We start from the raw sequence: 26,362 nt of genomic DNA, 5'->3' as shown, positions 1-26,362 counted from the left end.
TTGAGTTTTATCAATTGGCGTGTGAAACAAGAATTTTGGCGCAATATGCTAGTTACTGAACAATTCAGGCAAGGTAATATAATCAGGACTCTTTAAAAGGCTGATCTTAACATAGTTTGGAAGTAGAGAAAAAGGAGAAATGTATGGTGGATATGGGTTTAAACAATAAAACTGCTTTAATTACAGGATCAACGAAAGGTATAGGTAAAGCAATAGCGATTGAACTTGCCAAAGAAGGTGTGAATGTACTTATTAATGGACGGAGTTATGATGAGGTAGAACAAACAGTAAATGAAATAAAGTCAAAGTTCCCAACTACCTCTCCCCAAAATGCTACGGCCGATATTGTGGATAAAGAGCAAAGAAAAGCATTATTTGAAAAATACCCCGAAGTTGATATTTTGGTTAACAATATGGGTATTTACGAAATTATGCAGTATGAGGACGTTGACGATGAAGTGTGGGAAAAATACTTCCGTACTAATGTTCTTGCTGCAAATGGATTAGCTAAATTTTACTTATCTAAAATGTTGAAAAACGATTATGGACGCATTGTTTTCATTGCGAGTGAAGAAGCAATTATGCCTTCAGGACAAATGCCTCAATATTGTATGACCAAATCCATGCTGCTATCATTGTCAAAAAGCTTGTCTAAATTAACAAGAGGTACAGAAGTTACCGTTAATACAATCATGCCTGGACCAACACTTTCTGAAAATGTACATCAAATCATTGAGGGGATTTACGCCAATGAAAATATGACTTTTTCAGAAAAAGAGAAACAATTTATGGCCGCAAACCTGCCTCAATCCGAAATACAGCGATTTATTAGACCTATTGAAATCGGTAGATTAGCCGCATTTGTATGTAGCCCATATGCGTCTGCATTTAAGGGTTCTCCAATCCGTATGGATGGGGGAATGGTGCCAACTATTTTTTAATATTTTTACTGGGATTTGAAAGCTGGATTAGGGCTGTGAACTGGAATTATTGTCACCTACCAATCGCTACCAAAAACAGCCGATTGCTCGGCTGTTTTTTAACTAAATTCCTTTCTCTTTCGTTGAAAAATTAACGTTAAATAAAGAGTAGAGGGGTTTATTTGAAGAAACGGTGAACCTATGACTCTCGCAATTGTCCTGAATCCAGGCGTCGCCGACTCATCAATACCAAAGTCAATGCAATTACCGTAAGGACAATCCCAAGCACTTGAAATCCCTCGAAGCTGAACTTACCTCCCATTACGATACCTATCAACAATGAAGAGAAAATGGTTCCCAGATATCTTGATGTATTAAATAATCCGGATGCTACACCGATTATTTCTTTTGGAGAACTTTGGAACAAGGCTGCTTGCATACCTACATTGTTCAGTCCGTTGCTAATACCGAATGCAGCCAAAGCCAAACACACGCTGATCACCGGAGAAGTTGGATTTAATGTTACAAGCCACACCGATCCCAATGTCATCAGGATTGCCGATACCAGTAATGCCGGTCTGGGTCCTGATTTATCAATCCATCGTCCTGCTATTGGGGAAGCAGCTAGCGAGCACAAGCCTAAGCTTAGCATGAGAATCCCTGTTTGGAACTCGCTTACATGCCTTACCACTTGCAAGTAGGACGGAAGCCCGAAAAAAAGCGAGTAATAGAGTACGTTAACGAACATGAATTCGACATTAACCCAAGTCAACGCAGGATATTTGGCGAACGTGCGTAAAGGAATAAAGGGTGACGTCGCTTTTAACTCATATCGTACGAATGCCCCCAGCGCAACGAGGCCTATTAACCCGACAATGACGTTTTCTAACGAGATATGCCCAGATGATTTTGCCGAGAGTAATCCGACGAGCAGGGCAACCAGCCCTAATGTGAAGAGTAGGATCCCTCTTGCATCAATTAAATCAAACCATTTACGAAAGGACATGTTGCGTGCAACAGATGTTGGCGATTCGTCCTTAGGAATAGTCCTCCAAGCCAATAGAAAGCTGGCTACCACAAACGGAATATTGATGAAAAAGATGGCAGGCCAATTCCACCAATGAACCAAAACCCCGCCAATAAAGGGTCCAATTGCTGCCGCTCCTGATAGGAAAATGGACAAAACAGACAGCGCAGTCGCTTGTTTCTCTGTAATATGAATTCGAACAATGGCCATTCCAACCCCAACCATCATACTTGTTCCGATGGATTGTACAATGCGGAACACGATGAGCCATCCAAAGGTTGGTGACAACGGAGCTAATAATGATGCAATGAAGGCTACAACAAGTCCAATAAGAAACATCTTCCTACGGCCGAATAAATCGCTGGCCTTTCCCATGATAGGTTGAGCTATGCTACTTGCAATGTAGAAAGAAAAAATAATCCAGGAAACACCTGTAAAGTCAAGTTGGAACACATTTTGCAGACTTGGAATTGCAACAGAAACCATCGAAGAATTTAATGGGTTCAATAATATCCCTAGACCAACTGAAATCATTAACCACCAGCTGCGAACACTCATTTCTGCCCCCCCCATAGCGAATTAATGTCATCGTACTTGAAATCGATTATTTATTCCAATGCATTTGATGTTATAATCTCATTGATTTGAGGGAATGAATGGGGGATGCGAAATGGAACTTCTTCAACTGCAATATTTTCTCACGGTAGCTCATTTGGAACATGTAACCGAAGCTGCACGAAGTCTGCACGTTACTCAATCGTCGCTCAGCAAAACGATTCAACGCTTGGAGGAAGATTTGGGAGTCCCTTTATTCGATCGAACAGGGAGGAAACTGCGATTGAATGAGTTCGGAAGCAGATTCCTTTACCGTGCAGAAAGGGCTTTATTTGAATTAGAACAGGGGAAGCAGGAGCTTAGCGACTTATCCAGCCCAGAACACGGAACTCTCGAATTGGCAGTGACCACCGCAAGCACATTACCAGGTATTCTTCGAGAGTTTCGGAGAAAACGGCCCTATATTCAATTTCATGTACAAATGCTGACCACACAGGAAATGGTTACACTTCTTCATAGAGGAGAAGTTGATTTTTGCTTGTCTTCACCTCCTGTTGAAGGAGATGACATCGAATGTAAAATCGTATGTATCGACCCCATTCTTGTAGCTGTTCCAAAGGGGCATCGGCTTGCGGATCGAAATAGCGTATCCTTGACAGAGCTAAGGGAAGAATGGTTTGTCGGCGTAAAAAGAGGCTATGGTACTCGTGATTTAGTGGACTCTGTATGCATGTCGGAAGGATTTGTGCCTAACTATGTGTACGAGGGGGATGAACCTGCAAGGCTTAGTACTCTTGTGGAAGCCGAAATTGGGATAGCTTTCATACCGAGCACGGCACGAAATTCGCAGGAACATCTCAAATATCTCCAGGTAGAGAATCACGAATTGATACGTGAGATTGCTTTATTATGGAACAGGAATCGGTATATTTCGCGGGCTGCTCAGGAATTCCGCGAGATAGTTGTAGAATATTTTGCGACGAATTCCAAATAGACAATCTAACTCCATATATGTTTTTGATGATCTACCATTGAAAATAAATAAGTAGGAGATTGCGTTAATAAGATAGCGCAGAGGCTAAACATTGTTATCCAACGAGCAGGAACTAACCGTTTTTGCTTTACCTCGTCATGAAATGATTATTGTCAAAAATAACAGGTGATATTTTTATTGTTTTAGTGATAATATGGTTAGGTAATTGCAATTAAACAGATTTTTACTTTTATTTTGTGGAGGCGTTAGAATGAAGTACATAGTGAAAAGAAGGGCACAAATTAAAGGGGATAACGCATCACTGGCCCTATAAACTGCGTAATCCCTGGCATTTTTAAGGGGTTTGCATAATGGAAAAATCGATTGAGAAACGTATTCCCAATTCTTTGATTTGGCTGTGCGTGCTTGCATTTTTCAGCGTATTGAATGAGACGGTGTTCAACGTATCGTTGCCCGACATTGCCGCTCAATTTGGAATTAACCCATCCGCTGCAAATTATGTTAATACCAGCTTCATTCTTTCTTTTGCCGTAGGAACGGCCGTTTACGGAAAAATATCGGACATTTACGGCGTAAAAAAACTGGTTCTCAACAGTATGATGATATATAGCGGGGGATCGCTAATTGGCTTGCTTTTTCATGCCTGGTTTCCGATTTTGCTTGTCGCACGATTTATCCAAGGAGCGGGTGCTTCTGCCGTCCCCGGACTGATTATGGTCATCGTTACCAAAAGTATCGAAAAGCAGCATCAAGGAAAAGCTTTTGGAATGATTGGATCGACCGTTGCTCTGGGAGAAGGTTTTGGTCCTATAGTTGGAGGCTGGATCGCGGACTATGTACATTGGTCCTATCTGTTTTTCCTGCCAATGATGACGCTAGTCACACTACCTTTTTTCTTACGGACGCTGCCTGACGAACCTATGAAAAAAGGTGGGCTTGATGTTCTGGGAGGCCTGCTCTTTGTTCTTGGAATTGTTTCGTTCACTTTATTTACGACACATTACGAGTGGTGGTATTTGACCAACAGTGTCATTCTTTTCATAGGATTTGTGCTGAGAATTCGAAGAGCTAAGGAACCTTTCGTAGAACCAGCTTTATTCAAGAGGAGAAGGTTTATTGTCGGCGTATTTGTAGGGGGAATACTTCTAGGGACCGTTGCAGGATTTATGTCTATGATCCCTTACATGATGAGAGAAGTACACCAGATGCCGACAAGCCTTATCGGAGGCGGTGTTCTGTTTCCAGGAACGCTTAGCGTGATTCTTTTTGGGATCGTTGGCGGTTCTTTGGTCGATAGGCAGGGAGCTCGTTTTGTCATGGTTGCAGGGTTATTGCTTCTCGTGATGGGGCTTTTGATCGTTTCACTTTTTGCCGATCGTAGCCTCTGGATCATTTCAGGAGCATTGGTTTTGATTTTTGGTGGATTATCCTTTGTCAAAACGGTCATCTCAACCATTGTGGCAGGCTCGTTAAGTGCTGACGAATCAGGCTCAGGTATGGGGTTTTTAAATTTTTCCTGCTTTCTGGCGGAAGGGATTGGTATCGCAATTGTAGGAGGAATGCTTACACAGCTTAGGTGCAACTTTCCTATTCTCCCGATCGTTACTGACGTTGCAGCATATTTGTACAGCAATTTGACGTTACTACTTCTAGCTGTAGTAATTACAGGCGGTGCCATTTTTATGATCGTATTTAAGGGAGAAGAGGCTTCCTTGGACATTAATAGAAAATAATAATTTTTATAGAGCTGACATTGATATGTAATGATGTCAGCTTTTTTGTACAAAAAACTAAACTTTTTAAAGGGTGCATACATTGATTAATTGGACATCAACTAGATGTTTTTTCGGTATTACTGAACGTTTCCTATGAGGCTGAGCATCGCGTATAATATATAGTAAATTGTTATGTACCGAGTGTGAGATTCGTTTATTTTGGTTTGGGGTGAGTGTAGTGGCATCTATTCATGAGGTGGCGAAACAAGCAGGGGTATCGGTGGCAACGGTATCCAAAGTGATTAATAATTATTCTGATGTCAGCAGCAAAACGAGGAATAAGGTGAACAAGGCGATTGAATTGCTGAACTACCAGCCGAATGTGGTTGCCCGAAGCCTCGTGAAAAAGCGTTCCTGGACGGTCGGGATGTTCCTGCTGGATTTCTTCACGAATCCTTTTATTTCGGAGCTTCTTGATGGGTTAAGAAAGTCTCTTGAAGATAGCGGTTATGACCTGCTCTTTCTATCACCGAATCTTAGCAATCCCGATTATACCTTCACTAAGCATTGCATCAGCCGCAATGTAGATGGAGTTGTCATGTTTGGTGTCGATCGAACTAATCAAAATTTTTTGGATCTACTTCAGGCTGAGATGCCGACGATGATGATCGATACCGATCTGCTGGGACCTAGAACCGGATATGTAACAGCCGACAATCGCATAGGTGCTTACTTAGGTGTTCAGCATTTGGTGGAACTCGGACATAAACGCATCGCTTTTATTTCAGGGGATTTGGGATGTCTGGTTGGTCAAACGAGATTTTCCGGGTATCAGGAGGGGCTGCGCTCGAACGATCTTCCTTACTACGACCAATATGTGGAGGTAGAGAAATACAGCATTGAAGGTGGATATAAGGCGATGAAGCGCCTGCTACAGCTTCCGGAAGCACCGTCCGGCGTAATCTGCTCTTCAGACTATATGGCGACCGGTGCGATCGAAGCAATTCGCGAAATCGGAATGCGAGTACCTGATCATATTTCCGTTGTTGGGTTTGACAACACATTCTATGCGGAACTGTCCATGCCCAAGCTTACAACAATCAATCAGAACATTACGCTAATGGGAATGAAAGCAGGAGAGCATCTCATCCGAATGATTGAGAATCCCGATTATTCACCGCCAACGGAGATTGTCCCGGCAAATCTGGTTGTACGAGACTCGACAGGAGAGTATAAGGAATAGTTTTTTAAGAATTGACAAACACAAAAACAAATTGTATTTTAATTATGGTGTAAGCGCTTAATATAAGGTCCCTTGAATCACTTCTGCTCGTTCTTGTTTCATTCCCGAGTTATGGACAAAAGGGAAGGTCTCATATTGCGTCAGAGGGGAGGAAACTGGAATAGATATGATTTTAAAAGAAGGTGGTGATCCGGAAGACGTAGGGCGATATGTTGTTAACCTGAGGAAAGCGTGAAGATGTTAATGGTTGAATCTAATTGAGTCTATTGGAACAGGAGGTTTCACTAACATTTTTATTTCATTTTCGAAAACGTTTTCGCCAACAAGTTTGAATGCTGTCACTGTTCTTGAATCCGGCCGATATGCAGATGAATATCGGGGCTACTTGCCGAAATTTTTCGCGTAATCATGCCATATTAAAGGGAGAAGAGAATTATGAAAATGTCGTTCAATTCATTCACTAAGCCATTAATCATGATCCTACTGTTCAGTTTATTAACGCTACTTTTTCAAGCGGCCTTACCTGCAACGCCCGCTTCTGCAGCTGCCTGCGCAAACCCTGTAAGTTATTTCGGTGAAATGAAAGCAAGTGGAAACAAGATTAACGGCTCCAAAACGAATCGGCCTATGATGGTCAAAGGGTCGAGCTTCTTCTGGAGCAACTGGTCCGGTCCATTTTGGAATACCGCCACGGTGAATCGGATGGTGGATGAATTCCAAGTAGAGATCGTAAGAGCGGCATATGGCGTGGACCCCAGCGGAAATCCGTATAACACGGCCGATGAATCCAAAGTTCGTGACGTGGTCAATGCGGCAATTGCTAAGGGGATCTATGTTATTATCGATTGGCACTCACATGACGCGCACAACAACGTCAACGCCGCTAAAAGTTTCTTCAGCCGCATGGCGCAGGAATACGGAAGCTATGATAACGTCATTTTCGAGATCTATAACGAACCTACGCAAGTCTCGTGGGGGACAATCAAAAGTTACGCTGAGCAAGTTATTCCAGCCATTCGTCAACATTCTGACAATCTAATTGTCGTTGGTACGCCATTCTGGTCTCAGAATGTAGACCAGGCAGCGAACGATCCCATTACATCCTCTAGTAATATCGCCTATACATTGCACTTTTACGCTGGAACTCATTTTCAGTCGCTCCGGGACAAAGCCAACTACGCAATGAGTAAGGGCATCCCGCTATTTGTTACCGAGATGGGCTTTGTTAACGCGGATGGCGACGGCGGCATTAATTACGATTCCACGAACCAATGGCTTGACTGGATGAACCAGAATAACCTGTCATGGGCCAACTGGGCGATTAATGACAAGACAGAAGGCGCCAGTATTTTCAATACGAACGGGAGTCTCACAGCAGGAGGTAACTATCTGAAAAGCATTCTAGCCGGGCACGCACCGTATGCCGAGTGGAGGCAGAATGCGGCTTGCGGTGGCAGTAGCGCAAACACATTATATGACTTCGAGGGTAGTACGCAGGGCTGGACCGGTTCGAATATATCCGATGGTCCATGGAGCGTAAACGAGTGGTCATCCAAGGGCAGTAATTCTCTTAAAGCGGATATCATCATGTCTGCTAATTCCCAGCACTACCTGCTTCTCTCACAAAGCCGCAACCTTAGTGGTAAGGCAACGCTAAGCGCGACCGTCAAACATGCATCTTGGGACTCCGCAGGTGACGGACTCAATGCCAAGATTTATGCCAAGACAGGATCAGGTTGGGCTTGGTATGCTGGCAAAGCTGTCAAGATAAATTCTTCTGGAGGTACGACGCTGTCGTTCAACCTTGCATCTGTACCCAATCTTGACGATGTTAGGGAAATCGGCATACAATTTCTTGCCTCGGCGAACAGCAGCGGTAAGTCAGCCGTTTACGTTGACAACGTGACACTTCAATAACCCATTCCTAACCTTTCCTGCTACGGGGCTTCATCGCTATATTGTGAGTTTGTCCTTTCGACCAAGTTATTTGCGCATAGTGGGGGAATGATGCTAGTGATAGTTGATTGATCCATAAAACTGTGTCAAATTAAAGAGGCAAGAGGAAAGAGGAAAGACGCAAGATAAAGCTCTTGCCCAAACCAAGTGACAAGAGCTTTATCTCATTACCGATTGTGTCAATAATATGATCTCATTACTCATGGTCTTCATGAAGTACCCGTGTTTTGTAGTTGGGAAATATAAGGCTTACAAAAGCTGGTACATATACCGAATTACAAACCAAACACCTCAGTAATTAAATAGAATCAATAAACCTCCTTTTAAGCACAACCTTATCTTAGTCCTCGGACTGGAGGAAGGTTGTTTTTCTTTGTTATAAAATAGGAATCCTTTGTTGTTTCACACAATTATTCCCTAATTAATCATTCACATTATGATATCGCGGATTTACGAGAGAAGACGGAGGTTATGATGAATAAAGCAAAAACTCTCATTATTGAAGAATTTAGTAGCTGTCCTATTATCTAATAACATTATGACATGTACTTTTATCACAGTGACATTCCAATACATAAGAATTGTTAGATATACTTGAGCTGCCTAAGATTAGGTCCTCAACTTTATGACATGTCTTGAGGGAGGCGTGAAATGAGAAATAAGAAGAGGGCACGTCAGAGGCCAGTATTTTGCTAGGAATGAGAAAGGATGAAATCAGGTGACTTATATTGCACAAGAGAATCGATACGAACAGATGAAATATCGGCGGATTGGACGGAGCGGTGTCAGGCTCCCGGCCATTTCGCTCGGCTTGTGGCAAAATTTCGGTGGGGACAAACCGTTTGAGGATAGTCGTGCAATGATACTACGCGCCTTTGATCTTGGTGTCTCGCACTTTGATTTGGCAAACAATTATGGACCGCCTCCCGGATCGGCCGAGGAGACCTTTGGACACGTTTTAAAAAAGGACCTCGCACCTTATCGGGATGAGCTGTTTATTTCAACAAAAGCTGGCTACTATATGTGGCCTGGCCCGTACGGTGAGTGGGGATCGAGAAAAAACCTGCTTGCAAGCCTGGATCGCAGCCTTCAGCGAATGGGACTCGACTATGTCGATGTCTTTTACCATCATCGTCCCGATGGTGATACCCCCTTAGAGGAATCGATGGGAGCGCTTGCTCATGCTGTGAAAACAGGCAAAGCACTGTATGTCGGTTTATCCAATTACGGACCGGAGGAGACGAAGCAAGCAGCTGCGATCCTTAAAAACCTTGGTACACCGCTGCTCGTCCACCAGCCTATGTATTCGATGCTGAACCGGTGGATTGAGAACGGATTGCAGGACGTGCTGACTGAAGTAGGAGCCGGCACAGTGGCTTTCTGCCCGCTTGGTCGCGGACAGTTGACGGGAAAATACATCGATAAGCTGGAAGCTGAGTTTAAAACAGGCCTGCGCACGTTGAAACTAGAGGCCATATCTCAGGAGCGGATTAACAAATTCCGTGCGCTGGAGGCGATCGCGAAGCGCCGGGGTCAAACGTTGCCGCAAATAGCGTTGACATGGGCGCTGCGCGAAGGAGGTGTGGATTCGGTGCTAATCGGTGCAAGCCGTGTAGGTCAAATCGAGGAAAACGTGCAAGCAGTACACGCGGATCCGCTATCGGCAGCGGATCTTCAAGAGATAGACCAGGTTATGCATAATATCGGGGATGTCCCCTGGTAATGTCATGGCAACAACACGATTCATTAAACGAAACAAATCAGTCGAGGCTTGAAAGACCCATTGAGCTGTCTCTTTTAAGCCTTGCGCGAAAGTATGATGGAGAAAGTCCCTTCACTTTTTTAAACATTTTGGAGAACAGTAGCGGGTCGCTATAACCAACAGAATAGGAGACTTCCGTGATGGACAGCTGCGAATTGTCCAGCAGATCGCCTGCTTTGTCCATCCGGAGGTTCAACAAGTATTGTTGTGGGGAAACATTAAGAATCTCCTTGAAAAGGACGGACAGATATACACGATCAATCCCAACTATGTGTGCGACCTCGGAAATGGAAACTCTTTGGTTATAGTTCATTCGAATAAACTCGACCGCTTTACGAATGTAGGCGTCCTTGGGCCGTATCTCGGGCAGTAGCTGACTCGTAGCAACCAACATATCAATCCAATCGGCGAGTAACCTGAACAAAATACTCTGTCTTCGTAGTTCACTGGTGCTGTGGTTCACGTCGCAGGCAGAAAATTCATCCAAATAAAAATCAAACCAAAACAATGGGGAGTACCTGAATACGGGATGAAGGGGAGAAATGTGCGCCTGCTCGAATAGAGGTATAACCCCGTTACCCGAAAAGGCTATCCAAGAATAAATCCAAGGATCAGTTGGGTCCGCTTCCATGTAACAAAGAATGTTGTCGTATACGATAAAGCCTTCGCCTTGCTGAAGATGAAAGGTCTTTCCGTCAATCTGGTAAACGCCTCTACCCGCATGGATAAACATGATTTTGTATTGTCCTTTGATGCCGGGCCCCCAAGAATAGCTGGGTTCACATACTTGTTTGCCGTGATAACAGTAACAAATATCCATCTGGTTGCTTTCCTCCTATAATAGTACATCATGACATATAAGATCCTGAAAGTCACTTGCGAAATGAGTTCACTTATAAGGAGTATAATGCTTGATCAGTTCCTTACGGACTATACGAGTCGTCAAACAGATGAATACGGTGGATCCATTGAAAACCGGATACCAGTTATTGCGAATGGCCAGCTTGATGATCCTGATAAGGCTGCCACAATCATTGGGCAAGGGTTTGCTGACGTAATTGCGTTGGAGAAAGGCGTACTTGCAAATTATGATTGGATAAAGAAGGTTAGAAATGGTAAACCGTTATCTGAGCTGGATCAAAATAAAGTTTTAAGACCGGATGCAACCATTAAGGATTTCGAGATTAGTCAATAAGATGATCATTGCGTAACCAAACATCTGGAGTTACGGATATGATGAGGACGTAGCTGGGATAAAATCGGAAGAACCATCGAAGGATGAAAAGTCCAGAGCGGTGGTTCTTTTTTTCTTTTGTTACCTATGCCATCATTATAGATGGAGGGCGATGAACAATGTTCCAAGATTTTAAGATCGTTGGTGACCGTCCGGTCGCGATACAAGTAAAAGAATATATTAAACGTTTAATTATAAAAGGGACGTTTCATAAGGATCAGAAGCTACCCTCCACACGTGAAATGAGTAGTGTGCTCAAGGTGAGTCGCAATACAGTTATTGCAGCCTATGAAGGCCTAGAGGACGATGGATTTACGTATACAATACCGAGTAGAGGCAGCTATGTGGCCGCTATGGTGGACCGTTTGGTTGCGGATAACGGAGGGGCTGACGCCTCCTTCGCCTGGCAGATTGATTGGAAGACAAGAATGAGCAAGTACGCTGTATCGGCTGCAGAGCTTGATATGATGAAGCAGGGCATTCGCGCCCCAAGAGGAATCATCTCGTTTACAAGCATCGCACCGGATGAGCAGCTGTTTGATCTGGGAAATGTAAGGCGAGCCTTTATGGATCGGATGGCAATCGAAGGGCAGGTGCTGCTCAACTACGGCTATGCCAAGGGTTACAAACCACTGATCGATTACCTGATGAGATATATGGAGAATAAGGGCGTCGATATAAGCGGCAAGGATCTACTGATTACAAGCGGTTTTACAGAAGGCTTCGATATTGTGCTGTCGGCACTTCGCCCTTCAGCGCGCCGCGGTACAGTAATTTGTGAAAATCCGACCCATCACACAGCGATCAAAAATTTAAAGCTACAAGGCTTTGAGATTACCGGCATTCCAATGGAGCGGGATGGTATTAATGTGGAGCAGCTTGAAGCGGTATTGCAGAAGCAGACAAATAGCTTCGATCTCGCCTATTTGACTCCTTCCTATCACAATCCTACAGGCATTGTCATGTCGCCAGCAAAGCGCAGCGCTGTAATGAATTTAATGATGCGCTATCAGATTCCGGTGATTGAGGATGGTTTTAATGAGGAGCTGCGCTATTCAGGAGCGCATATTGCGCCATTAATAGCAACAGCAGGGCGAGGGAACGGAGTCATCTATATTGGCAGCTTCTCCAAGGTGCTGTTTCCTGGCTTGCGAGTAGGCTGGGTGCTTGGAGATCGAGCGCTGATTGACACTCTGGAAAGCATTAAGCGTGCGCGCACCATTCATACCTCAACAATCGACCAATCGATATTATATCAATATTTACTCAATGGAAATTTTGAGAAATATGTAAAAAGAGCACGTATGGAATATAAGCGCAAATACGAGCTTACGAAGGCATGCTGTGATACCCATCTCTCTGAGGCGCAACTATCTGGCGATGGGGGCTTGCATGTGTTTCTTACCTTCCCAGCAGGTGTAAATACGCGCCAGTTGCTTGAAGCATGCATAGATCAAGGTGTTATATATACACCTGGAGACAAGTTTTTTATACATGAAGGTGAAGGGACGAATACTTTGCGGCTTGGCTTTTCCCGAGTAACGGATGAACAGATCGAGCGGGGTATTCAGATTATAGGCCAACAGGTGCGTAACTTTTCTAAGGCATGTGGTCATAAGAACAATCCGTAACTGCACTATGATTTTTTAAGAAAATGGGGGGTCATGATGAAGATTGGCGTTATTATGGGGGGTACTTCCACTGAGCGTGAGGTTTCTCTGCAGACAGGTCAAGAGATGCTGAATCATTTGGATCGCAGCCGCTATGAGGTGGTTCCAATTGTGATCGATCAGCCAGCGGATTTAATCGCACAGGTTCAGCACACAGGCATCGATTTTGCGTTGTTGGCGCTGCATGGCCAATATGGCGAGGATGGCACGGTGCAGGGAGCGCTGGAGACACTGGGCATTCCCTATACAGGGAGCGGTGTTCTGGCAAGCAGCCTGTGCATGAATAAGCAGCTGTCCAAGATGCTGCTGAAGTCGGCAGGGGTGCTTACGCCTGCAGGCCTCTGCTGGCAGGGAATGGGCGATTATGATCAGCAAGCGGTAGAGCAGTTGGGTTATCCCGTTATTGTGAAGCCGAATATGGGAGGATCCAGCATCGGCATCCAGCTTGTGCATAATGAGAAGGAGCTTCACTCGGCTATTCAGAAGGCTTGTGCTTTGGATCAGACGATTTTGGTTGAGCCTTTTATTCAAGGGACGGAGCTTACCTGCTCAATTGTGGATGGCGAGGTATTACCGATTATCAGGATTCGCTCTGCCCATTCTGAATGGTTCGACTATAAAGCGAAATATGAGACCGGCGGTGCTGAGGAGAAGGTGATCCAGCTTCCTCCCGTTATTGAGCAGCGTGTGCGCGAGACGGCGCTTGCCAGCTATCGGCTGCTGCAGTGCAAGGTGTATGCAAGGATCGATATGATTTTGTGCCAGGATGTACCTTACGTTTTGGAGGTAAACACCTTACCCGGAATGACCGCTAACAGCCTACTTCCGAAGAGTGCAGCTGCAGCAGGCATAACCTTTACGCAGCTGCTGGACCGTATTATTACTAGCTCACTTCATGAGCGAAAAAGGGAATGAGAGAAGGTTTAACATGTTTGATGGATTAGACCAGCTAGAATACCTTGATACGGAAGCTTTCATCTGAGAGAACATCGGAAGGCTTTTTGTTCATCCTAAAGAGAATTTAATGGTCTATAAAGTAAAGGGATTAGACAGAAAATGGCGAAATATTGTTATAATGGTTAGAACGGAACAGCGTTAAACTGATGTAGATTTGAAGGATGTTGCAGCATTAATGCAACTTGATTTTGCTTCAAGATGGGGAGGTGTTCACATCTCTATTCGCACCTTATAAAACTGTAGGAGAACGAATACGAAAATGAATATTTTAATCAGAGAAGTGAAGGCTGAGGACGGTGAGTGTAGCACAAACATTGATGGTAGCTTTATCGTGGATTCTACCCTTGTTTTGCAATTAACGGGACAGCAAATCGAATATACGGTGAAGGAGAGGCCTATTAGTAAAAAAAGCTACGATGATGATCAGTTTGAGGAAGACACAGTTGAGGATTATTCGAATTATATCGACAATCCCGATCAGATCATATATTTAGCGCTCGTAAATAATCAAGTCGTAGGTCAAATTGTTCTGAAAAGGAATTGGAATAAGTATGCATATGTGGAAGATATCAAAGTCGACAAGCTATATAGAAGCTTCGGTATCGGTAAGGAACTAATCGAACAGGCTAAACGCTGGGGGAAGGATGGCGGAATGCCAGGAATCATGCTGGAGACACAAAGTAATAATATTCGCGCTTGTAAATTCTATGAAAGTTGCGGTTTTGTGATCGGTGGATTCGACTCCTACGTCTACAGAGGCCTAGATAAAGAAAGTGACGAGATCGCGATCTATTGGTATCTGATGTTTGATTAGAACGACAAATTTATTTGAATAAAGGAGGACAAAAAGATGACTAAAAAGAGAATGGAATGGGAGGAAGGGAATTGGATCAATTCACCTCTATATGCCCGGAAAGAAGGAGATTTCCTTAAGGTTGCGCCTGAAAAGGGAAGAGATTTTTGGAAAAAGACATTATATGGTTTTGAATTTGAAGATGGGTCCGCTTTATTATCGGATTGGAATAATAACACGGCGGTAGAAGTATCGTTTCAACTCGCATCCTTTACGGAGCTTTATGATCAGGCAGGTATTTTGTTATACCATGGCCCCGAGCAATGGATTAAAGCGGGGATAGAAATCAATGATGGCATTCCTCAGCTTTCCACAGTCGTAACCGCTGGGTATTCTGACTGGTCGCTTGCGGCTGTGCCGGAGTGGGTTGGTGAAGAAGTCACCCTCCGCGCTTCCATCATCAAGGATGCTGTGGTCATTCGCGCACGGACGGAGAATCATGGATGGCGAACGATTCGTGTGGCGCGTTTTCCCTACACCACTGGAAATCAGGCAGGTCCATATACCTGTTCGCCAACCCGTGAGGGCTTTGAGGTTACCTTTACTCGCTGGCACTTTACAGAACGGGACCAAGACCTTCATAGTGATCCTCCTGTAGAACATCATTGAAGAACGAATGCACAGCTGAGCACAGCAATATGAGATACGATAAACTAGCTTATATGCACATGAAATAATGATTAAGAGTAGGTGTCTCATAATAAAATATATTGTAATAGACCCAAAAGGGAAGATGTGTATTTTGGTGTGAAATCCGGGACTGATAAGGAAGACCAAAGCGGAAAACTACTACTTGACACAATAAAATACATACTCTAAAAACTCCGATTTTGTCTTTCCTAAGTTCAGTTTTTTACGCAACAGACATGAGGTTGAAAAATATTTGATGTAAAGCACGCCCCATAGAGTACACACAGGGTAGTCTAAATGACATACTCTACTATGTACTCTATGGGGCATAATTATATCTGTCATTATCCATTTTAAAGATCAGGCGGTTTAATATATTTATAGAGGAGATATGCCTTCCAGCATCTTACAGCCCTTCTCTTGGCAGACAACTATTCCCCGAATGGCAAGCTCTCTTTAAGCGCCCACAGGTCATCATAGCTGGAAATACGGTAATCTGCCTTGGATAAATCCTGCTGGCCCGAGCCTGGGTTGTGTAAACCAATGCAGCGCATACCAGCACTCTTGGCTGCATGAACACCATTTCGTGAATCCTCAATAACAATACAATGGTCCGGGGCTATGCCAAGTAGTTCGGCGGCATATAGGAAGATGTCTGGTGCCGGTTTACCCTGGGATACCTCTTCTCCAGTGATTCGAATATCAAAGTAACGGCCAAGTCCCGTTTTTTCCATAATGAGATCAATCAGCGACCGCGGAGAGGAAGAGGCTACTGCAATCGGAATTCCTTTTTCCCGTAACCAGTCCAGCCACCGTTCCAGTCCGTCGATCGCCATCAGGCCCTCATATGCTGTTATGGTCTGCATCACATTTTTTCGGTGATAGGCAAGTGCCTCTTCCAATGTATTAGTAAGTTGATGCCTGTCCAGCACTTGACGCCACATGGATTCGAGTGTCACTCCAACATAGGTGTGATGCTCTTCTTCCGTCATGGGTGCACCGAAATGGGCAAAGGAGCTGCGTTCAACCTCAAAATAAATCGGTTCGCTGTCTACCAACACCCCATCCATGTCGAAAATGACCGCTTTGACCGGAACGGACGCTGATAGGTCTCCTGTGCATTCATGATTCGTCGGTGTAACATGATGAATGCTCGTCATGTCCATTCTCCCCCTTGTTAGTAGCTAATTTAGTTGCCGGAGCCATTCGATTGCAGCACAATCTTGATCGCCTGAGACGAAGGCTGAAGTGTCCGCTCGCTGATATTACATCCAAGTGTCTTAAAGGCTTCATGGTAGTCATCAAGCGGATACGAGTGGGTAATGATTTTTTTGGCGGGAATGATTTGCTGCTCAATCAGATAATGCGCCGTGGAGAACGTGCCCAGAGAATCAATCGAGCCGATGATTTTAAGGCTACGGTCAACGACCTCTTTCGGATTAAACGAGCTTATCCCATCTCTCAGCCCCACCAGCATCAAATACCCGCCGCTCGTAAGCTGGCTTAGTACCTCGGTGCCGACCACGCCTGTGGTATCCACAATCATGTCCACCTGATTCTTTGCCGGAGCCAGCCTATGAATGGCCGCCTCCAGCGTGGCATGCGCGGACCACCGTTCGGGGGCAATAGAATCCGCAATGGCGAGCCGTTCCTCCGAGATGTCAACAAGGCAACCAGTCACGCCTTTCGAAGCAAGAGCATAGCTGTACAGAATCCCGATCGGACCTGCGCCTATAATAACAGTGGTGAAGTTCGGCAGCAGGTTAATCTGGTTGATCCCGGTCAGCATACAGCTCAGCGGTTCGGTCAGCGTCGCTTCTTCGTAGCTGATATGATCCTTCAGCTTGTACAAAAAACGGTCCTCAGTCACATAATAATCGGTGAACGTACCGTCGGCGCTGACTCCGGTCTCTGTTACGGATTTGTGTGTACAATGATTTTGTCTTCCTGTCCGGCACATTTCACATTGACCGCAGTAGTATGTTGGATCAATCACCACCCGGTCCCCAGGCTTGAGTGAACTGACGGCTGATCCAACAGCGACAACATCCCCGGCTGACTCGTGACCCAAGATCGTGGACGGCACGGCATGATATTTGCCACTAATGATACCTAGATCCGTACCGCATACGCCTGTCGCCCGAATCCGGACGAGTACATCGTTATCCTTTTTAATCTCCGGGATCGGTCTTTCCTCAAGTGCGACATCCCAAGCTGATTTGTATACTAGTGCAAGCATGAATAATTCCTCCTTTTGCCTATTGGGCAGATCGTTAGTGAAGAGTAGAAAGAACGGCATCAAGCCGTTTAACAATTTCGACAATCTCATCTTCTGTAGCCGTGAGAGAAGGTCTCACTTTGACCACATTGCCATAACCGTAACGGGAACCTCTGAGAATTAATTGCTGTTCCTCAAATGCACGATCGATAATTCCATTGCTTTTCACTGCATTCGGGGCATCGTCCTCATCTACAATTTCCAGTCCCCACATTAGTCCGACGCCACGAGCCTCACCAATGCAATCATGCTTGTCGGCCATCTCCGTCAGCAGGGATCCAAGCAGGTCTCCTTTGGACCGGACGGCTTCCAGAAAACCGGGTTCGGTTACAACCTCCAGCGTGGATTTGGCTGCCGTGACCGAGATCAGATTGCTGCCCGAGGTAAAGGAATGCTCGTGCTTCTCCAGGACATCAAGACGAGACTGCATCAAGACCGCTGCAACCGGGACACCGATGCCACCCAGACCTTTGGCGAGTGTAATGATATCCGGTTGGATGTCAAACAGCTCACTTGCGAACATGTAACCTGTCCGCCCAATTCCGGTCTGCACTTCGTCAGCAATCAGAATCATTCCGTGCTCGTCGCATAGCTGACGGAGACGCTTGAAATATCCTGGAGGCGGGATGATATTACCTCCGTTGCCCAGAATGGGTTCGATAATCATGCAGGCCACAGACCCAGAGCTTGCATACTCAATGGCGTCTGATATGGCGTCAATACAATGATGACCACACTTGTCTGGTGAAGAATTAAAGGGACAGCGATAGCAGTAGGGGGCAGGCACATGCAGAGAGTTTGCTGTAGTTGAGTTAGGAAAGTTTTTCCGGCGGAAGGCATTGCCGGAAATGCCTGTTGCGAATTGGGTTTGTCCATGATGTGACAGATGCAAGCTGATGATATCAGTAGCTCCGGTATATTTCTGGGCCAGTTTCACAGCACATTCGTTCGCTGTGGAGCCGGTAATATCTCTCATCCACCCAGCGTCGATACCGTTCGGGGCGTACTGGATTAGATGATCTAGGACTTCTTCGACATAAGGCTCTGTAAAAGACGAAGACATGTGAGCAAGATTGCCGACCTGCTCCTGTACTTTTGCGACGACATGAGGGTGGTTATAACCGAGCGACAAGTTGAAGGTGCCGGATACGCCATCCAAATACTCCTTGCCCGAATCGTCAATCAGAGTAATGCCTTTACCATATCTGAAACGTTCTTTGGTTAACGTATGCACGATATTTACCCTCCATATCAGAATATACATTCTTATTAAGTCATCTTATAAAAGTGTACCACCCTATTAGAGCATCACGCGGCTGAACTCACCTCCCCAAAATAAGAAGTTTATCTTCCTTGCCCTCATGGGCAAGGGAGCACAATCTGGTGCTTCTGCGATTTCACAGATATGAGAGATAACCGCAGTAACAGAATCAGCCCGAAAAGCAAAAATGCGATAGGCCTCACCTCCCCTAAGAACTAAGCGATGTCATCCTTCCTTGCTCTGATGGGCAAGTGAATCAACTACTCGGCTACCCCGATTGTTCCACAGATGCGTGAGAATAAGTGCCAGCAGCAAAATCAGAGTAAACCCTCCTAAAATCCAGAGGCTAGCCGCCACCGGCCATTCGCTCATGCTCCAGCCTATAACATATTGAAGCACCGATCCGCCAATTCCGCCTGACGCAATCAGAATGCTGGTCGTCCGTTCGGTCATTCCTGGAATCATTACGTTGGCGTAGACAAGCGCGATACAGAAGAGGCCAGACATGAATATGCCTGCACCAAAAATGAGAAGGTATGTAACCCATTGGCTGGATATAAACACCATGGCAACCAGAAAACAGAAAGTTCCAATTGCACTCCATAACAGATAAGGAATATATCCTGCTGATTCTGCAATCTTTCCTGAGAACATACGACCAATGATCATTGCAATCCAAAGCACGCTGACACCTAGCGAGGCAACAGATCCCTGAAGTTGTAGCGTTTCTGTCAGAATAGAAGGTAGGAAGTTCATGAGCCCCAGTTCAAGACCCATATAAACAAAGAAGAAAATAATGAAGATTCCTAGCAATACACGGTGCTGTCCTGAGTAACGAGCTTGTTCAACTGAACGCTCAGTAGTGCGGATGTCTGCTTGTGTGAGGTGAGTGGAGGCGGAAACAGGCATGGTAAGCCAAAATAGCAACAGGATAAAAGTAAGAAAGGAGATGGTGTAAAAAGTTAGATTCCATATTCCAAACCAGATATATAGGCTAACGATGGCAGGCATAAGCAGTGCACCAAGTGCAAAATAGACATCCAGCTTGGACATGGCCACGGCTTTTTGCTCCTCCGTAAACTCAATTGTAAACGCTCCGATGGATGATTCAATAATGCCTGAGCCGAAGCCAATGCAGATTGCCATTACGATGACCCAATTCCATGAGGGCAGTACACCCAAGATAGTACATGCGATGACAATACTCCCCAAGGCAATAGCAAGCATGGACTTGCGGCCCATATGTAGAGCCATGAAGGGAGTGAGCAGAACGCCGACAAGAAAGCCGAAAAACTGCAAGAACAGCAGCAATCCACCATCGCTGTACCCCCGTCCATAGTGAGGCAGCAAAGTCGGCAGTAATGCCCCCAGCACAACGCTGGTGACACCGATTAACAGATAGAAAGCACAACTTAAAGCGAAAAGTCTCTTCAAGGCCTGTCCCTCCATAAGGTCATATTTTTTTATATGAGCATTGTTTTTACTAGAATATACCATTACTCTGGAAAAGTATATATACAATTCTACAGAAATTGTAAAAATAAATCGATAGACTCTTAATAATATGCGTCATGCTCCTTATCAACGTGATACACATCAGTTTTATCTTGAAGGCACTATATACTTTCGTACAATTGACTTTGATTTAGAAGTTGGTCCATCCTTCAAATGAACGGTTGATTAAAAACATTGGAGGGATCTTTCATGCGTTTGGGAGGAAAAGTTGCGGTCGTTATGAGAATTACAAATCCCCCTGACCAAAGTTTCGTAGCAGGGGGATTGCTTTAATATAAGTTCTAATTCACATACTTCTCTATCGTACTTCGGACTGCTCCGGGACTTGCCAGCATTTCATGAAACATGGCTTCAATCTTGTCGCCCAGACCAATCTCATATAATCGGACGCCGAACAGTTTTTCATCCTCAAGGAGGTAGCGAATTTCGGAGGTCTGATCGCCTAGCTTCGTATTCTGTAAATATCCCTGTAATGTATCCAGTAACGGGTCCGGACTGAGTGTGAAGGGAGCTCCTTGATCATCCAGTCCCAGCAAATAGCGACACCAAATCGCAATGGTCAAGGGAATAGCAGTCAAGTTGGCAGGATCAAGACCTGCTGTGCTAACATAAGACTTTATGGTTTCCCCAAAACGGATGCTCATCTTTTGAGATGTATCTGTTGCAATCCGCTGTGGTGCATCCGGAATATAGGGATTGGCGAAGCGTTCCTGCAATACCTCGTCAATGAATGCTTTCGGTTGGATAATTCCGGGATCAACCACAACAGGCAAGCCTTCCTTGTAGCCGATGGTTTCCACCAGACGACGCAAGGTGTGATCCTTCATTTCATCTGCAATGAGTTGATACCCTAGTAGACACCCGGAGAGGGCCAGCGCTGTATGTAGCGGATTGAGACAGGTAGTCACTTTCATCTTCTCCACTTTGTCCACCGTATCCCGATCCGTGAAGATGATGCCAGCTTCCTCTAGGGCAGGTCTCCCGTTTGTAAACTTGTCTTCAATGACCAAATACTCGCTAACCTCAGCATTGACAAAGGGGGCCGTATACGTATGCCTGGTGGTAACGATCATCTCCATGTCGACCAACCCCAGCTCCCGAAGAGCAGACTGTACCTGTAAGGAAGGGCGGGGGGTGATTTTATCAATCATAGTCAGCGGGAAGGTTATTTTCTCCTCATTCTGCAGATAGTCTACAAACCCTTTCTCAACTAGACCTCTGTGATTCCACTCCTTGGCGATAGTAATCATACTATCCATTAACAGATCGCCGTTATGGGAGCAATTATCCATGCTTACAAAGGTCATTGGAAGCTGCCCCTTCAGATAACGCTGATAGACAAGCGAAGTAGCTATGCTCATCACATGCACCGGCTGTTCAGGACCATTCGCTAAATCCCTCTCTACAACAGCCAGATACTTACCGTCGGGCCCGGTGAGGACGTATCCTTTTTCCGTGACAGTATAGCTGGCCATCTGCAGAGTCGGATTTTCAAATATTTCAATCAGACGGAGGTAGTCGTCCGGACGATTCTTTTCTGCTACGAGGCTCTCAACGACGCTTGCGATCATACTTTTGTGAAATTTTCCGTCTGCACTCATCAACACCAGTAAGGTTAGATTGTCGTAAGGCTTATAAGTTTTGTCGATCATTTCAAAATCAAAGGCTTCGGCCGCAATTATACCTGTATCCGCTTTCAAACTATTCAGCAGCTGCTGCTGTGCATTGGCTACGAACCCCCGAAAAATATTGCCTGCGCCGAAATGCACCCATTGCGGTCTAACTCGGGTATTATGGGCTACAAGCTCCAAATCATATTTTGGCAGTTCAATACCTGCTGCTTCCCAGGCCGTCCTGTCTAAAAGGCTTTTCCGGTTAAGCTGGAGCATCTATTTCACTCCCTTGTTGTTTTGAGCCAGACTATCCCAGACACCCAGCAAGTACATAACTCCCAGTGCACGGTCATACAAACCGTAGCCTGGCCGACAATTCTTTTCTTCTCCCCATAGATGTCTGCCATGGTCTGGGCGCACATATCCCTGATAGCCGTTCTCGTGATAAGCTCTAACTACTTCCGGTACATTGACGCTTCCGTCCTTTCCACGGTGTGACACTTCAATAAAGTCGCCATTTTCGAACACCTTAACATTACGGATATGCGCAAAATGAATACGATCATGAAATTCCCGAATCATAGCCGGCAAATCATTCTCAAGATTAGTCCCCAGTGAGCCTGTGCAGAAGGTTAGACCATTATATGGACTGTTCACTGCATCCAGGATACGCCGGATGGTCTCACGACTCCGAACAATTCTCGGTAACCCGAAGATGGGCCATGCCGGATCATCAGGATGAATGGCCATCTTGATGTCAACCTCCTCGCAGACGGGGATAATGCGCTCAAGAAAATACTTTAGATTGTCAAACAGCTTGTCTTCAGTGACTTCCGCATAAGCAGCAAATAGTTCATCTAGTCTCGCCAACCGCTCCGGTTCCCAGCCTGGCATCGTGAACTTCCCTGCTCCCTTGAGAATCCGATCCACCATTTGGCGGGGATTATCGGTAATGGCAGCCTTTTCATAAAACAGAGCGTTAGATCCATCAGGTAGTTCTTTATACAACTCTGTTCTGGTCCAGTCAAAGATAGGCATAAAGTTATAGCAAATCACCTTGACTCCCACCTTGGCTAATTTGCGAATGGTGTCAATATAAATGTCAATGTATTGATCGCGGGATGGGAGGCCGATTTTGATATCATCGTGGACATTTACACTTTCTACGACCGCCGTACTAAAGCCCTTGCTTGTGATCTGCTCAGCTACCTTCTCAATTCGTTCCATTTCCCATACTTCACCCGCTACCTTATCATGTAAAGACCAGACAATACCCATAACTCCCGGAATTTGCCGGATATGATCCAGTGTAATATTGTCGTTGCCTTCTCCATACCATCTCCAGGTCATGTTCATAAAGATACCCTCCCTGATTTTATTGGCAATCTTGTATACAAGATCGGTTTGATCATAAAGTACAAAGTTTGCCCTTGTCAATGACAATTTTAGAGGGGTTCAACACATCAAAATGTTTTATAATAAGTCTAGATTTATAAAGTGAAGGCAGGAATGATATGTTTACAAAGGAAGAAATCAAGCAGCTTTTGAAAAATGATATTTTGTCGATGATCTTAAAGCCTGGTACTCTGCTCAGCGAGACGACCTTGTCAGAACGCTTCCAGTTGTCCAGAACTCCGCTGCGCGATGTATTGAAGCAGCTTGCACTAGAATCTTATATTGATATTTATCCCAAAAAGGGGAACGTTGTCTCTTATATCGATCTGGAGTCCGTAGAACAAATGAGCTACCTGAGAAGCGCAGTGGAAAAAGAGATTATGAAGGAGCTTTCTACGCAATTTGCATTAAGCGATATACAGAAGCTGAGCGAAATTCTGGACAGACAGAGGGCTGTCATTGATGAAGATCATGCTACGGATCAATTTCTCATTTTGGACGATCAGTTCCACCAAACTATGTTCCAATTGGTAGGCCGAGAATTTCTTTGGCAGCTAATTCAGCAATCAAATGTTCATTATATCAGATATCGCAAGCTGCATATGCTGCAAGCAGGGAAGCTGATGGAAATCTGGCATGAGCACCAAACCATGCTTGAATATATGTTGAATCAGGAAACGAGCAAAATGGATGATCTGGTTCACCATCATCTCAGAAAGGATATACATTCTCTCGAATTTCTCCGGCAGTTCGCTGACTATATCAAGAAATAATGCTGGTGTGTGTTATTCATTTTTTGCTTATGAGTTTAGTTGTTTGCCGTCAAGTGGTGGTTGGAATTGAAGGATTTTCATAGGAATTCGAGATCTTGTATACAAGATAGGGCGTTGTTGACACACTAAGCCCCTTGCCGCTTCGCAATTGTAAAATAGAAGGGCAAGGGCTGGAAAATGAAGATTCTATACCCCCGAATAGGCCATGAAACCACCATCGATAGGAATGACTGCACCTGTCACAAAACCGGAAGCGGTTTCATCGACCAGCCAAAGTAGCGTTCCGAGGAGGTCTTCAGGTTCACCGAAACGGCGCATTGGGGTGTGGGCAATAATCTTGGCCGAGCGCTCGGTAAGCGAGCCGTCCTCGTTGGTGAGCAATTGTCGGTTCTGCTCTGTCAGGAAAAATCCGGGGGCAATGGCATTCACCCGAATGCCGGATTCGGCTAGATGTACGGCCAGCCACTGGGTGAAGTTGTTGATGGCGGCTTTGGCAGCGCTGTAGGCGGGAACCTTGGTCATCGGGCTGGAAGCGCTCATGGAGGATATGTTAAGGACCACAGCGCCAGGTCGCCCGATCATGCTTTTGGAAAAAATCTGTGTTGGGATTAAAGTCCCGATAAAATTTAAATCAAGTACATTGCGGAAGCCGGGCACACTGAGATCGAAAAAGGTAGTGATTCCAGGCTGGTTCAGATCTTCAGGATGAAACGTCTCCAGACTCGTATTCGCACTGGGGTGGTTGCCGCCTGCTCCATTGATTAGAATATCGCACGGACCGAGCAGGCGGCGGACCGTCTCCTCAGCCTGCTTCACGCTTTCGACATCGGTTACATCGCAGGCAACCGCAATGGATTCTCCGCCGCTTTCACAAATTTCCTTTGCTATCAATTCGCCCTTATCAGCAGTACGGTTTAAAATGGCGACCTTGGCCCCCTGGCGGGCAAGCTCCTTGGCCATGGAGCTGCACAACACGCCGGAACCGCCAGTTACCACAACTGTTTTTCCGGACAAAGCCGGATGCAGGGGAAGACTAGTCAATTTACATTCCTCTTTTCGTTGGAAGATAAGCCCGTATTACGCTTATTCGCGTCCCACAAGCTGTCATGAATTTTAGTCTAAAACGATAACAGATGATCTTATCTAGCTTTCTTTCTAAATTCGCTAGGTGTCATGAATATCGTTTGTTTAAAGATCTTACAAAAATACATGGACGAGTTGAAGCCACATTCGTTACCAATCTCGAGTATCGTTAACTTTGTATTGATCAGCAAGTTGCAAGCATGTTGAATCTTAATATTATTTAAATATTGAATAACCGTAAGTCCCGTGACTTCTTTAAAACGATGACACAAATAATATTTGGACATGTAAAACGACTTTGCGATTTCTTCGATTTTGGTGATTTTGTTATAGTTTTGGTTGATATACGACAGAATAGGTCCAAAGTTAGCGTACTTGGAAGACTGCTGCTCCACGGTTTGGGAATTCTTATTATTATTTAATAGAGATAACAGTTCAGCTAAAAGTATAAAAATACGATCACTCTCACCCGAGACGTTTTCTTTCTCCAGGGAATTCAATAGCTTTTTCACTTTCGCAAACACTTCTTGGTTCAAAGAGATGATGATTTCTGTGTTAAAGCAGCCTAATAAAGATTTTATCGCCCGCTCCGTAAAATATAATCGCAAGAAACGCTCCGTGAAATAGACACATGTTCTGGCACAGCCTTGATTTTGGTAGCTTCTATGGAACAAATTTGGTTTGAACAGTGCAACATCATGCAGCTCAATGTCATAGATGGAGTCCTGGATCAAAATCTGATGGTACCCTTTTTCTAGAAAATAAAGTTCATATGCATCGTGATAATGAAAATTGGTCATGTTGTGGTCTGCATCATGGACGACATATTCGATTGAAAATAGGGGATGCATATGACTTACATCAGCAATCATCGCTCAACCTCCATCCTATAGCAATATAATATAACAAATCGATAATTCGGCAACAT

22 protein-coding genes are annotated in these 26,362 nt (G+C 44.9%); 12 read left to right on the top strand and 10 right to left on the bottom strand.

The features are described from left to right. Window positions 1–146: 146 nt before the first annotated feature. Window positions 147–941: an SDR family NAD(P)-dependent oxidoreductase gene (locus BN1546_RS25330; RefSeq protein ID WP_090739284.1), complete on the top strand. Its 795-nt coding sequence runs from the start codon at window positions 147–149 to the stop codon at window positions 939–941. 178 nt (window positions 942–1,119) lie between these two features. On the opposite strand, the gene BN1546_RS25325 is transcribed toward BN1546_RS25330, so the two are convergent. Continuing rightward, complete coding sequence (locus tag BN1546_RS25325) at window positions 1,120–2,505, bottom strand: MFS transporter (RefSeq protein ID WP_090739217.1); 1,386 nt, start codon at window positions 2,503–2,505, stop codon at window positions 1,120–1,122. 112 nt (window positions 2,506–2,617) lie between these two features. On the opposite strand from BN1546_RS25325, the gene BN1546_RS25320 reads away from it, so the two are divergent. The 5 genes from BN1546_RS25320 to BN1546_RS25300 all read left to right on the top strand — a co-directional run bounded on the left by BN1546_RS25320 (window position 2,618) and on the right by BN1546_RS25300 (window position 10,133). Then, entirely contained in the window at window positions 2,618–3,496 is an 879-nt protein-coding gene (locus tag BN1546_RS25320; RefSeq protein ID WP_013371145.1) for a LysR family transcriptional regulator, read from the top strand. 350 nt (window positions 3,497–3,846) lie between these two features. Continuing rightward, window positions 3,847–5,229, top strand: coding sequence for an MFS transporter (locus BN1546_RS25315; protein WP_090739216.1), 1,383 nt, complete (start codon window positions 3,847–3,849; stop codon window positions 5,227–5,229). A gap of 220 nt (window positions 5,230–5,449) precedes the next feature. Beyond that, window positions 5,450–6,454: a LacI family DNA-binding transcriptional regulator gene (locus tag BN1546_RS25310; RefSeq protein WP_013371147.1), complete on the top strand. Its 1,005-nt coding sequence runs from the start codon at window positions 5,450–5,452 to the stop codon at window positions 6,452–6,454. A 435-nt stretch (window positions 6,455–6,889) separates the two neighbouring features. Continuing rightward, window positions 6,890–8,371, top strand: coding sequence for a glycoside hydrolase family 5 protein (locus BN1546_RS25305; protein ID WP_013371149.1), 1,482 nt, complete (start codon window positions 6,890–6,892; stop codon window positions 8,369–8,371). Window positions 8,372–9,128: 757 nt separating this feature from the next. After that, the gene (locus BN1546_RS25300) at window positions 9,129–10,133 is read left to right on the top strand and encodes an aldo/keto reductase (RefSeq protein WP_013371150.1); all 1,005 of its coding nucleotides are present in this window, start codon (window positions 9,129–9,131) and stop codon (window positions 10,131–10,133) included. A 37-nt stretch (window positions 10,134–10,170) separates the two neighbouring features. Here the strand turns inward: BN1546_RS25300 and BN1546_RS25295 are convergent, their stop codons facing one another. Next, window positions 10,171–10,992, bottom strand: coding sequence for a helix-turn-helix domain-containing protein (locus tag BN1546_RS25295; RefSeq protein WP_013371151.1), 822 nt, complete (start codon window positions 10,990–10,992; stop codon window positions 10,171–10,173). Between the two features lie 87 nt (window positions 10,993–11,079). Between BN1546_RS25295 and BN1546_RS25290 the strand changes: the two genes are divergently transcribed. The 5 genes from BN1546_RS25290 to BN1546_RS25270 all read left to right on the top strand — a co-directional run bounded on the left by BN1546_RS25290 (window position 11,080) and on the right by BN1546_RS25270 (window position 15,495). Continuing rightward, a complete protein-coding gene (locus BN1546_RS25290; RefSeq protein ID WP_013371152.1) occupies window positions 11,080–11,367 on the top strand; it encodes a xenobiotic reductase b in 288 nt (95 codons plus the stop codon). 158 nt (window positions 11,368–11,525) lie between these two features. Continuing rightward, window positions 11,526–13,037: an aminotransferase-like domain-containing protein gene (locus BN1546_RS25285; protein ID WP_090739215.1), complete on the top strand. Its 1,512-nt coding sequence runs from the start codon at window positions 11,526–11,528 to the stop codon at window positions 13,035–13,037. 36 nt (window positions 13,038–13,073) lie between these two features. After that, entirely contained in the window at window positions 13,074–13,991 is a 918-nt protein-coding gene (locus tag BN1546_RS25280) for a D-alanine--D-alanine ligase (RefSeq protein WP_013371154.1), read from the top strand. A gap of 301 nt (window positions 13,992–14,292) precedes the next feature. Then, window positions 14,293–14,847, top strand: coding sequence for a GNAT family N-acetyltransferase (locus tag BN1546_RS25275; RefSeq protein ID WP_090739214.1), 555 nt, complete (start codon window positions 14,293–14,295; stop codon window positions 14,845–14,847). Between the two features lie 36 nt (window positions 14,848–14,883). Continuing rightward, on the top strand, window positions 14,884–15,495 hold the full coding sequence (locus BN1546_RS25270; protein WP_013371156.1) for a DUF1349 domain-containing protein: 612 nt from the start codon (window positions 14,884–14,886) through the stop codon (window positions 15,493–15,495). Window positions 15,496–15,947: 452 nt separating this feature from the next. Here BN1546_RS25270 and BN1546_RS25265 read toward each other — a convergent pair whose 3' ends face one another. The 6 genes from BN1546_RS25265 to uxuA form a co-directional block, all read right to left on the bottom strand. After that, a complete protein-coding gene (locus tag BN1546_RS25265) occupies window positions 15,948–16,676 on the bottom strand; it encodes an HAD family hydrolase (RefSeq protein WP_014599753.1) in 729 nt (242 codons plus the stop codon). A 29-nt stretch (window positions 16,677–16,705) separates the two neighbouring features. Next, window positions 16,706–17,755, bottom strand: coding sequence for a 2-amino-2-deoxy-D-mannitol dehydrogenase GutB1 (gutB1, locus tag BN1546_RS25260; protein ID WP_090739213.1), 1,050 nt, complete (start codon window positions 17,753–17,755; stop codon window positions 16,706–16,708). 34 nt (window positions 17,756–17,789) lie between these two features. Continuing rightward, on the bottom strand, window positions 17,790–19,028 hold the full coding sequence (locus tag BN1546_RS25255) for an aspartate aminotransferase family protein (RefSeq protein ID WP_090739212.1): 1,239 nt from the start codon (window positions 19,026–19,028) through the stop codon (window positions 17,790–17,792). 252 nt (window positions 19,029–19,280) lie between these two features. After that, window positions 19,281–20,489, bottom strand: a complete 1,209-nt coding sequence (locus BN1546_RS25250) for an MFS transporter (protein ID WP_025678347.1) — start codon at window positions 20,487–20,489, stop codon at window positions 19,281–19,283. 362 nt (window positions 20,490–20,851) lie between these two features. Then, complete coding sequence (locus tag BN1546_RS25245) at window positions 20,852–22,459, bottom strand: mannitol dehydrogenase family protein (RefSeq protein ID WP_090739211.1); 1,608 nt, start codon at window positions 22,457–22,459, stop codon at window positions 20,852–20,854. After that, the gene (gene uxuA, locus BN1546_RS25240; protein WP_025678345.1) at window positions 22,460–23,539 is read right to left on the bottom strand and encodes a mannonate dehydratase; all 1,080 of its coding nucleotides are present in this window, start codon (window positions 23,537–23,539) and stop codon (window positions 22,460–22,462) included. 158 nt (window positions 23,540–23,697) lie between these two features. Here uxuA and BN1546_RS25235 point away from each other — a divergent pair, with 158 nt between their 5' ends. Continuing rightward, window positions 23,698–24,351 (top strand): GntR family transcriptional regulator, encoded by a 654-nt coding sequence (locus tag BN1546_RS25235; protein WP_013371163.1) that lies wholly within the window; start codon window positions 23,698–23,700, stop codon window positions 24,349–24,351. 186 nt (window positions 24,352–24,537) lie between these two features. Here the strand turns inward: BN1546_RS25235 and BN1546_RS25230 are convergent, their stop codons facing one another. Both BN1546_RS25230 and BN1546_RS25225 read right to left on the bottom strand, forming a co-directional pair. Further along, complete coding sequence (locus BN1546_RS25230; RefSeq protein ID WP_090739210.1) at window positions 24,538–25,392, bottom strand: SDR family oxidoreductase; 855 nt, start codon at window positions 25,390–25,392, stop codon at window positions 24,538–24,540. A gap of 98 nt (window positions 25,393–25,490) precedes the next feature. Further along, entirely contained in the window at window positions 25,491–26,306 is an 816-nt protein-coding gene (locus tag BN1546_RS25225; RefSeq protein ID WP_090739209.1) for an AraC family transcriptional regulator, read from the bottom strand. Between the last annotated feature and the right edge of the window lie 56 nt (window positions 26,307–26,362).

It is taken from the genome of Paenibacillus sp. Mc5Re-14 (assembly GCF_001049835.1).
Classification (GTDB): domain Bacteria; phylum Bacillota; class Bacilli; order Paenibacillales; family Paenibacillaceae; genus Paenibacillus; species Paenibacillus polymyxa_C.
This window is presented reverse-complemented; position numbering and strand designations above follow the sequence as displayed.

Coding starts and splice junctions, on each gene's coding strand:
- BN1546_RS25315 (WP_090739216.1), top strand. CDS start 3,847: ATGGAAAAATCGATTGAGAAACGTATTCCCAATTCTTTGATTTGGCTG.
- BN1546_RS25325 (WP_090739217.1), bottom strand. CDS start 2,505: ATGAGTGTTCGCAGCTGGTGGTTAATGATTTCAGTTGGTCTAGGGATA.
- gutB1 (WP_090739213.1), bottom strand. CDS start 17,755: ATGCTTGCACTAGTATACAAATCAGCTTGGGATGTCGCACTTGAGGAA.
- BN1546_RS25235 (WP_013371163.1), top strand. CDS start 23,698: ATGTTTACAAAGGAAGAAATCAAGCAGCTTTTGAAAAATGATATTTTG.
- BN1546_RS25275 (WP_090739214.1), top strand. CDS start 14,293: ATGAATATTTTAATCAGAGAAGTGAAGGCTGAGGACGGTGAGTGTAGC.
- BN1546_RS25320 (WP_013371145.1), top strand. CDS start 2,618: ATGGAACTTCTTCAACTGCAATATTTTCTCACGGTAGCTCATTTGGAA.
- BN1546_RS25280 (WP_013371154.1), top strand. CDS start 13,074: ATGAAGATTGGCGTTATTATGGGGGGTACTTCCACTGAGCGTGAGGTT.
- BN1546_RS25245 (WP_090739211.1), bottom strand. CDS start 22,459: ATGCTCCAGCTTAACCGGAAAAGCCTTTTAGACAGGACGGCCTGGGAA.
- BN1546_RS25270 (WP_013371156.1), top strand. CDS start 14,884: ATGACTAAAAAGAGAATGGAATGGGAGGAAGGGAATTGGATCAATTCA.
- BN1546_RS25295 (WP_013371151.1), bottom strand. CDS start 10,992: ATGGATATTTGTTACTGTTATCACGGCAAACAAGTATGTGAACCCAGC.
- BN1546_RS25265 (WP_014599753.1), bottom strand. CDS start 16,676: ATGACGAGCATTCATCATGTTACACCGACGAATCATGAATGCACAGGA.
- BN1546_RS25285 (WP_090739215.1), top strand. CDS start 11,526: ATGTTCCAAGATTTTAAGATCGTTGGTGACCGTCCGGTCGCGATACAA.
- uxuA (WP_025678345.1), bottom strand. CDS start 23,539: ATGAACATGACCTGGAGATGGTATGGAGAAGGCAACGACAATATTACA.
- BN1546_RS25290 (WP_013371152.1), top strand. CDS start 11,080: ATGCTTGATCAGTTCCTTACGGACTATACGAGTCGTCAAACAGATGAA.
- BN1546_RS25305 (WP_013371149.1), top strand. CDS start 6,890: ATGAAAATGTCGTTCAATTCATTCACTAAGCCATTAATCATGATCCTA.
- BN1546_RS25225 (WP_090739209.1), bottom strand. CDS start 26,306: ATGATTGCTGATGTAAGTCATATGCATCCCCTATTTTCAATCGAATAT.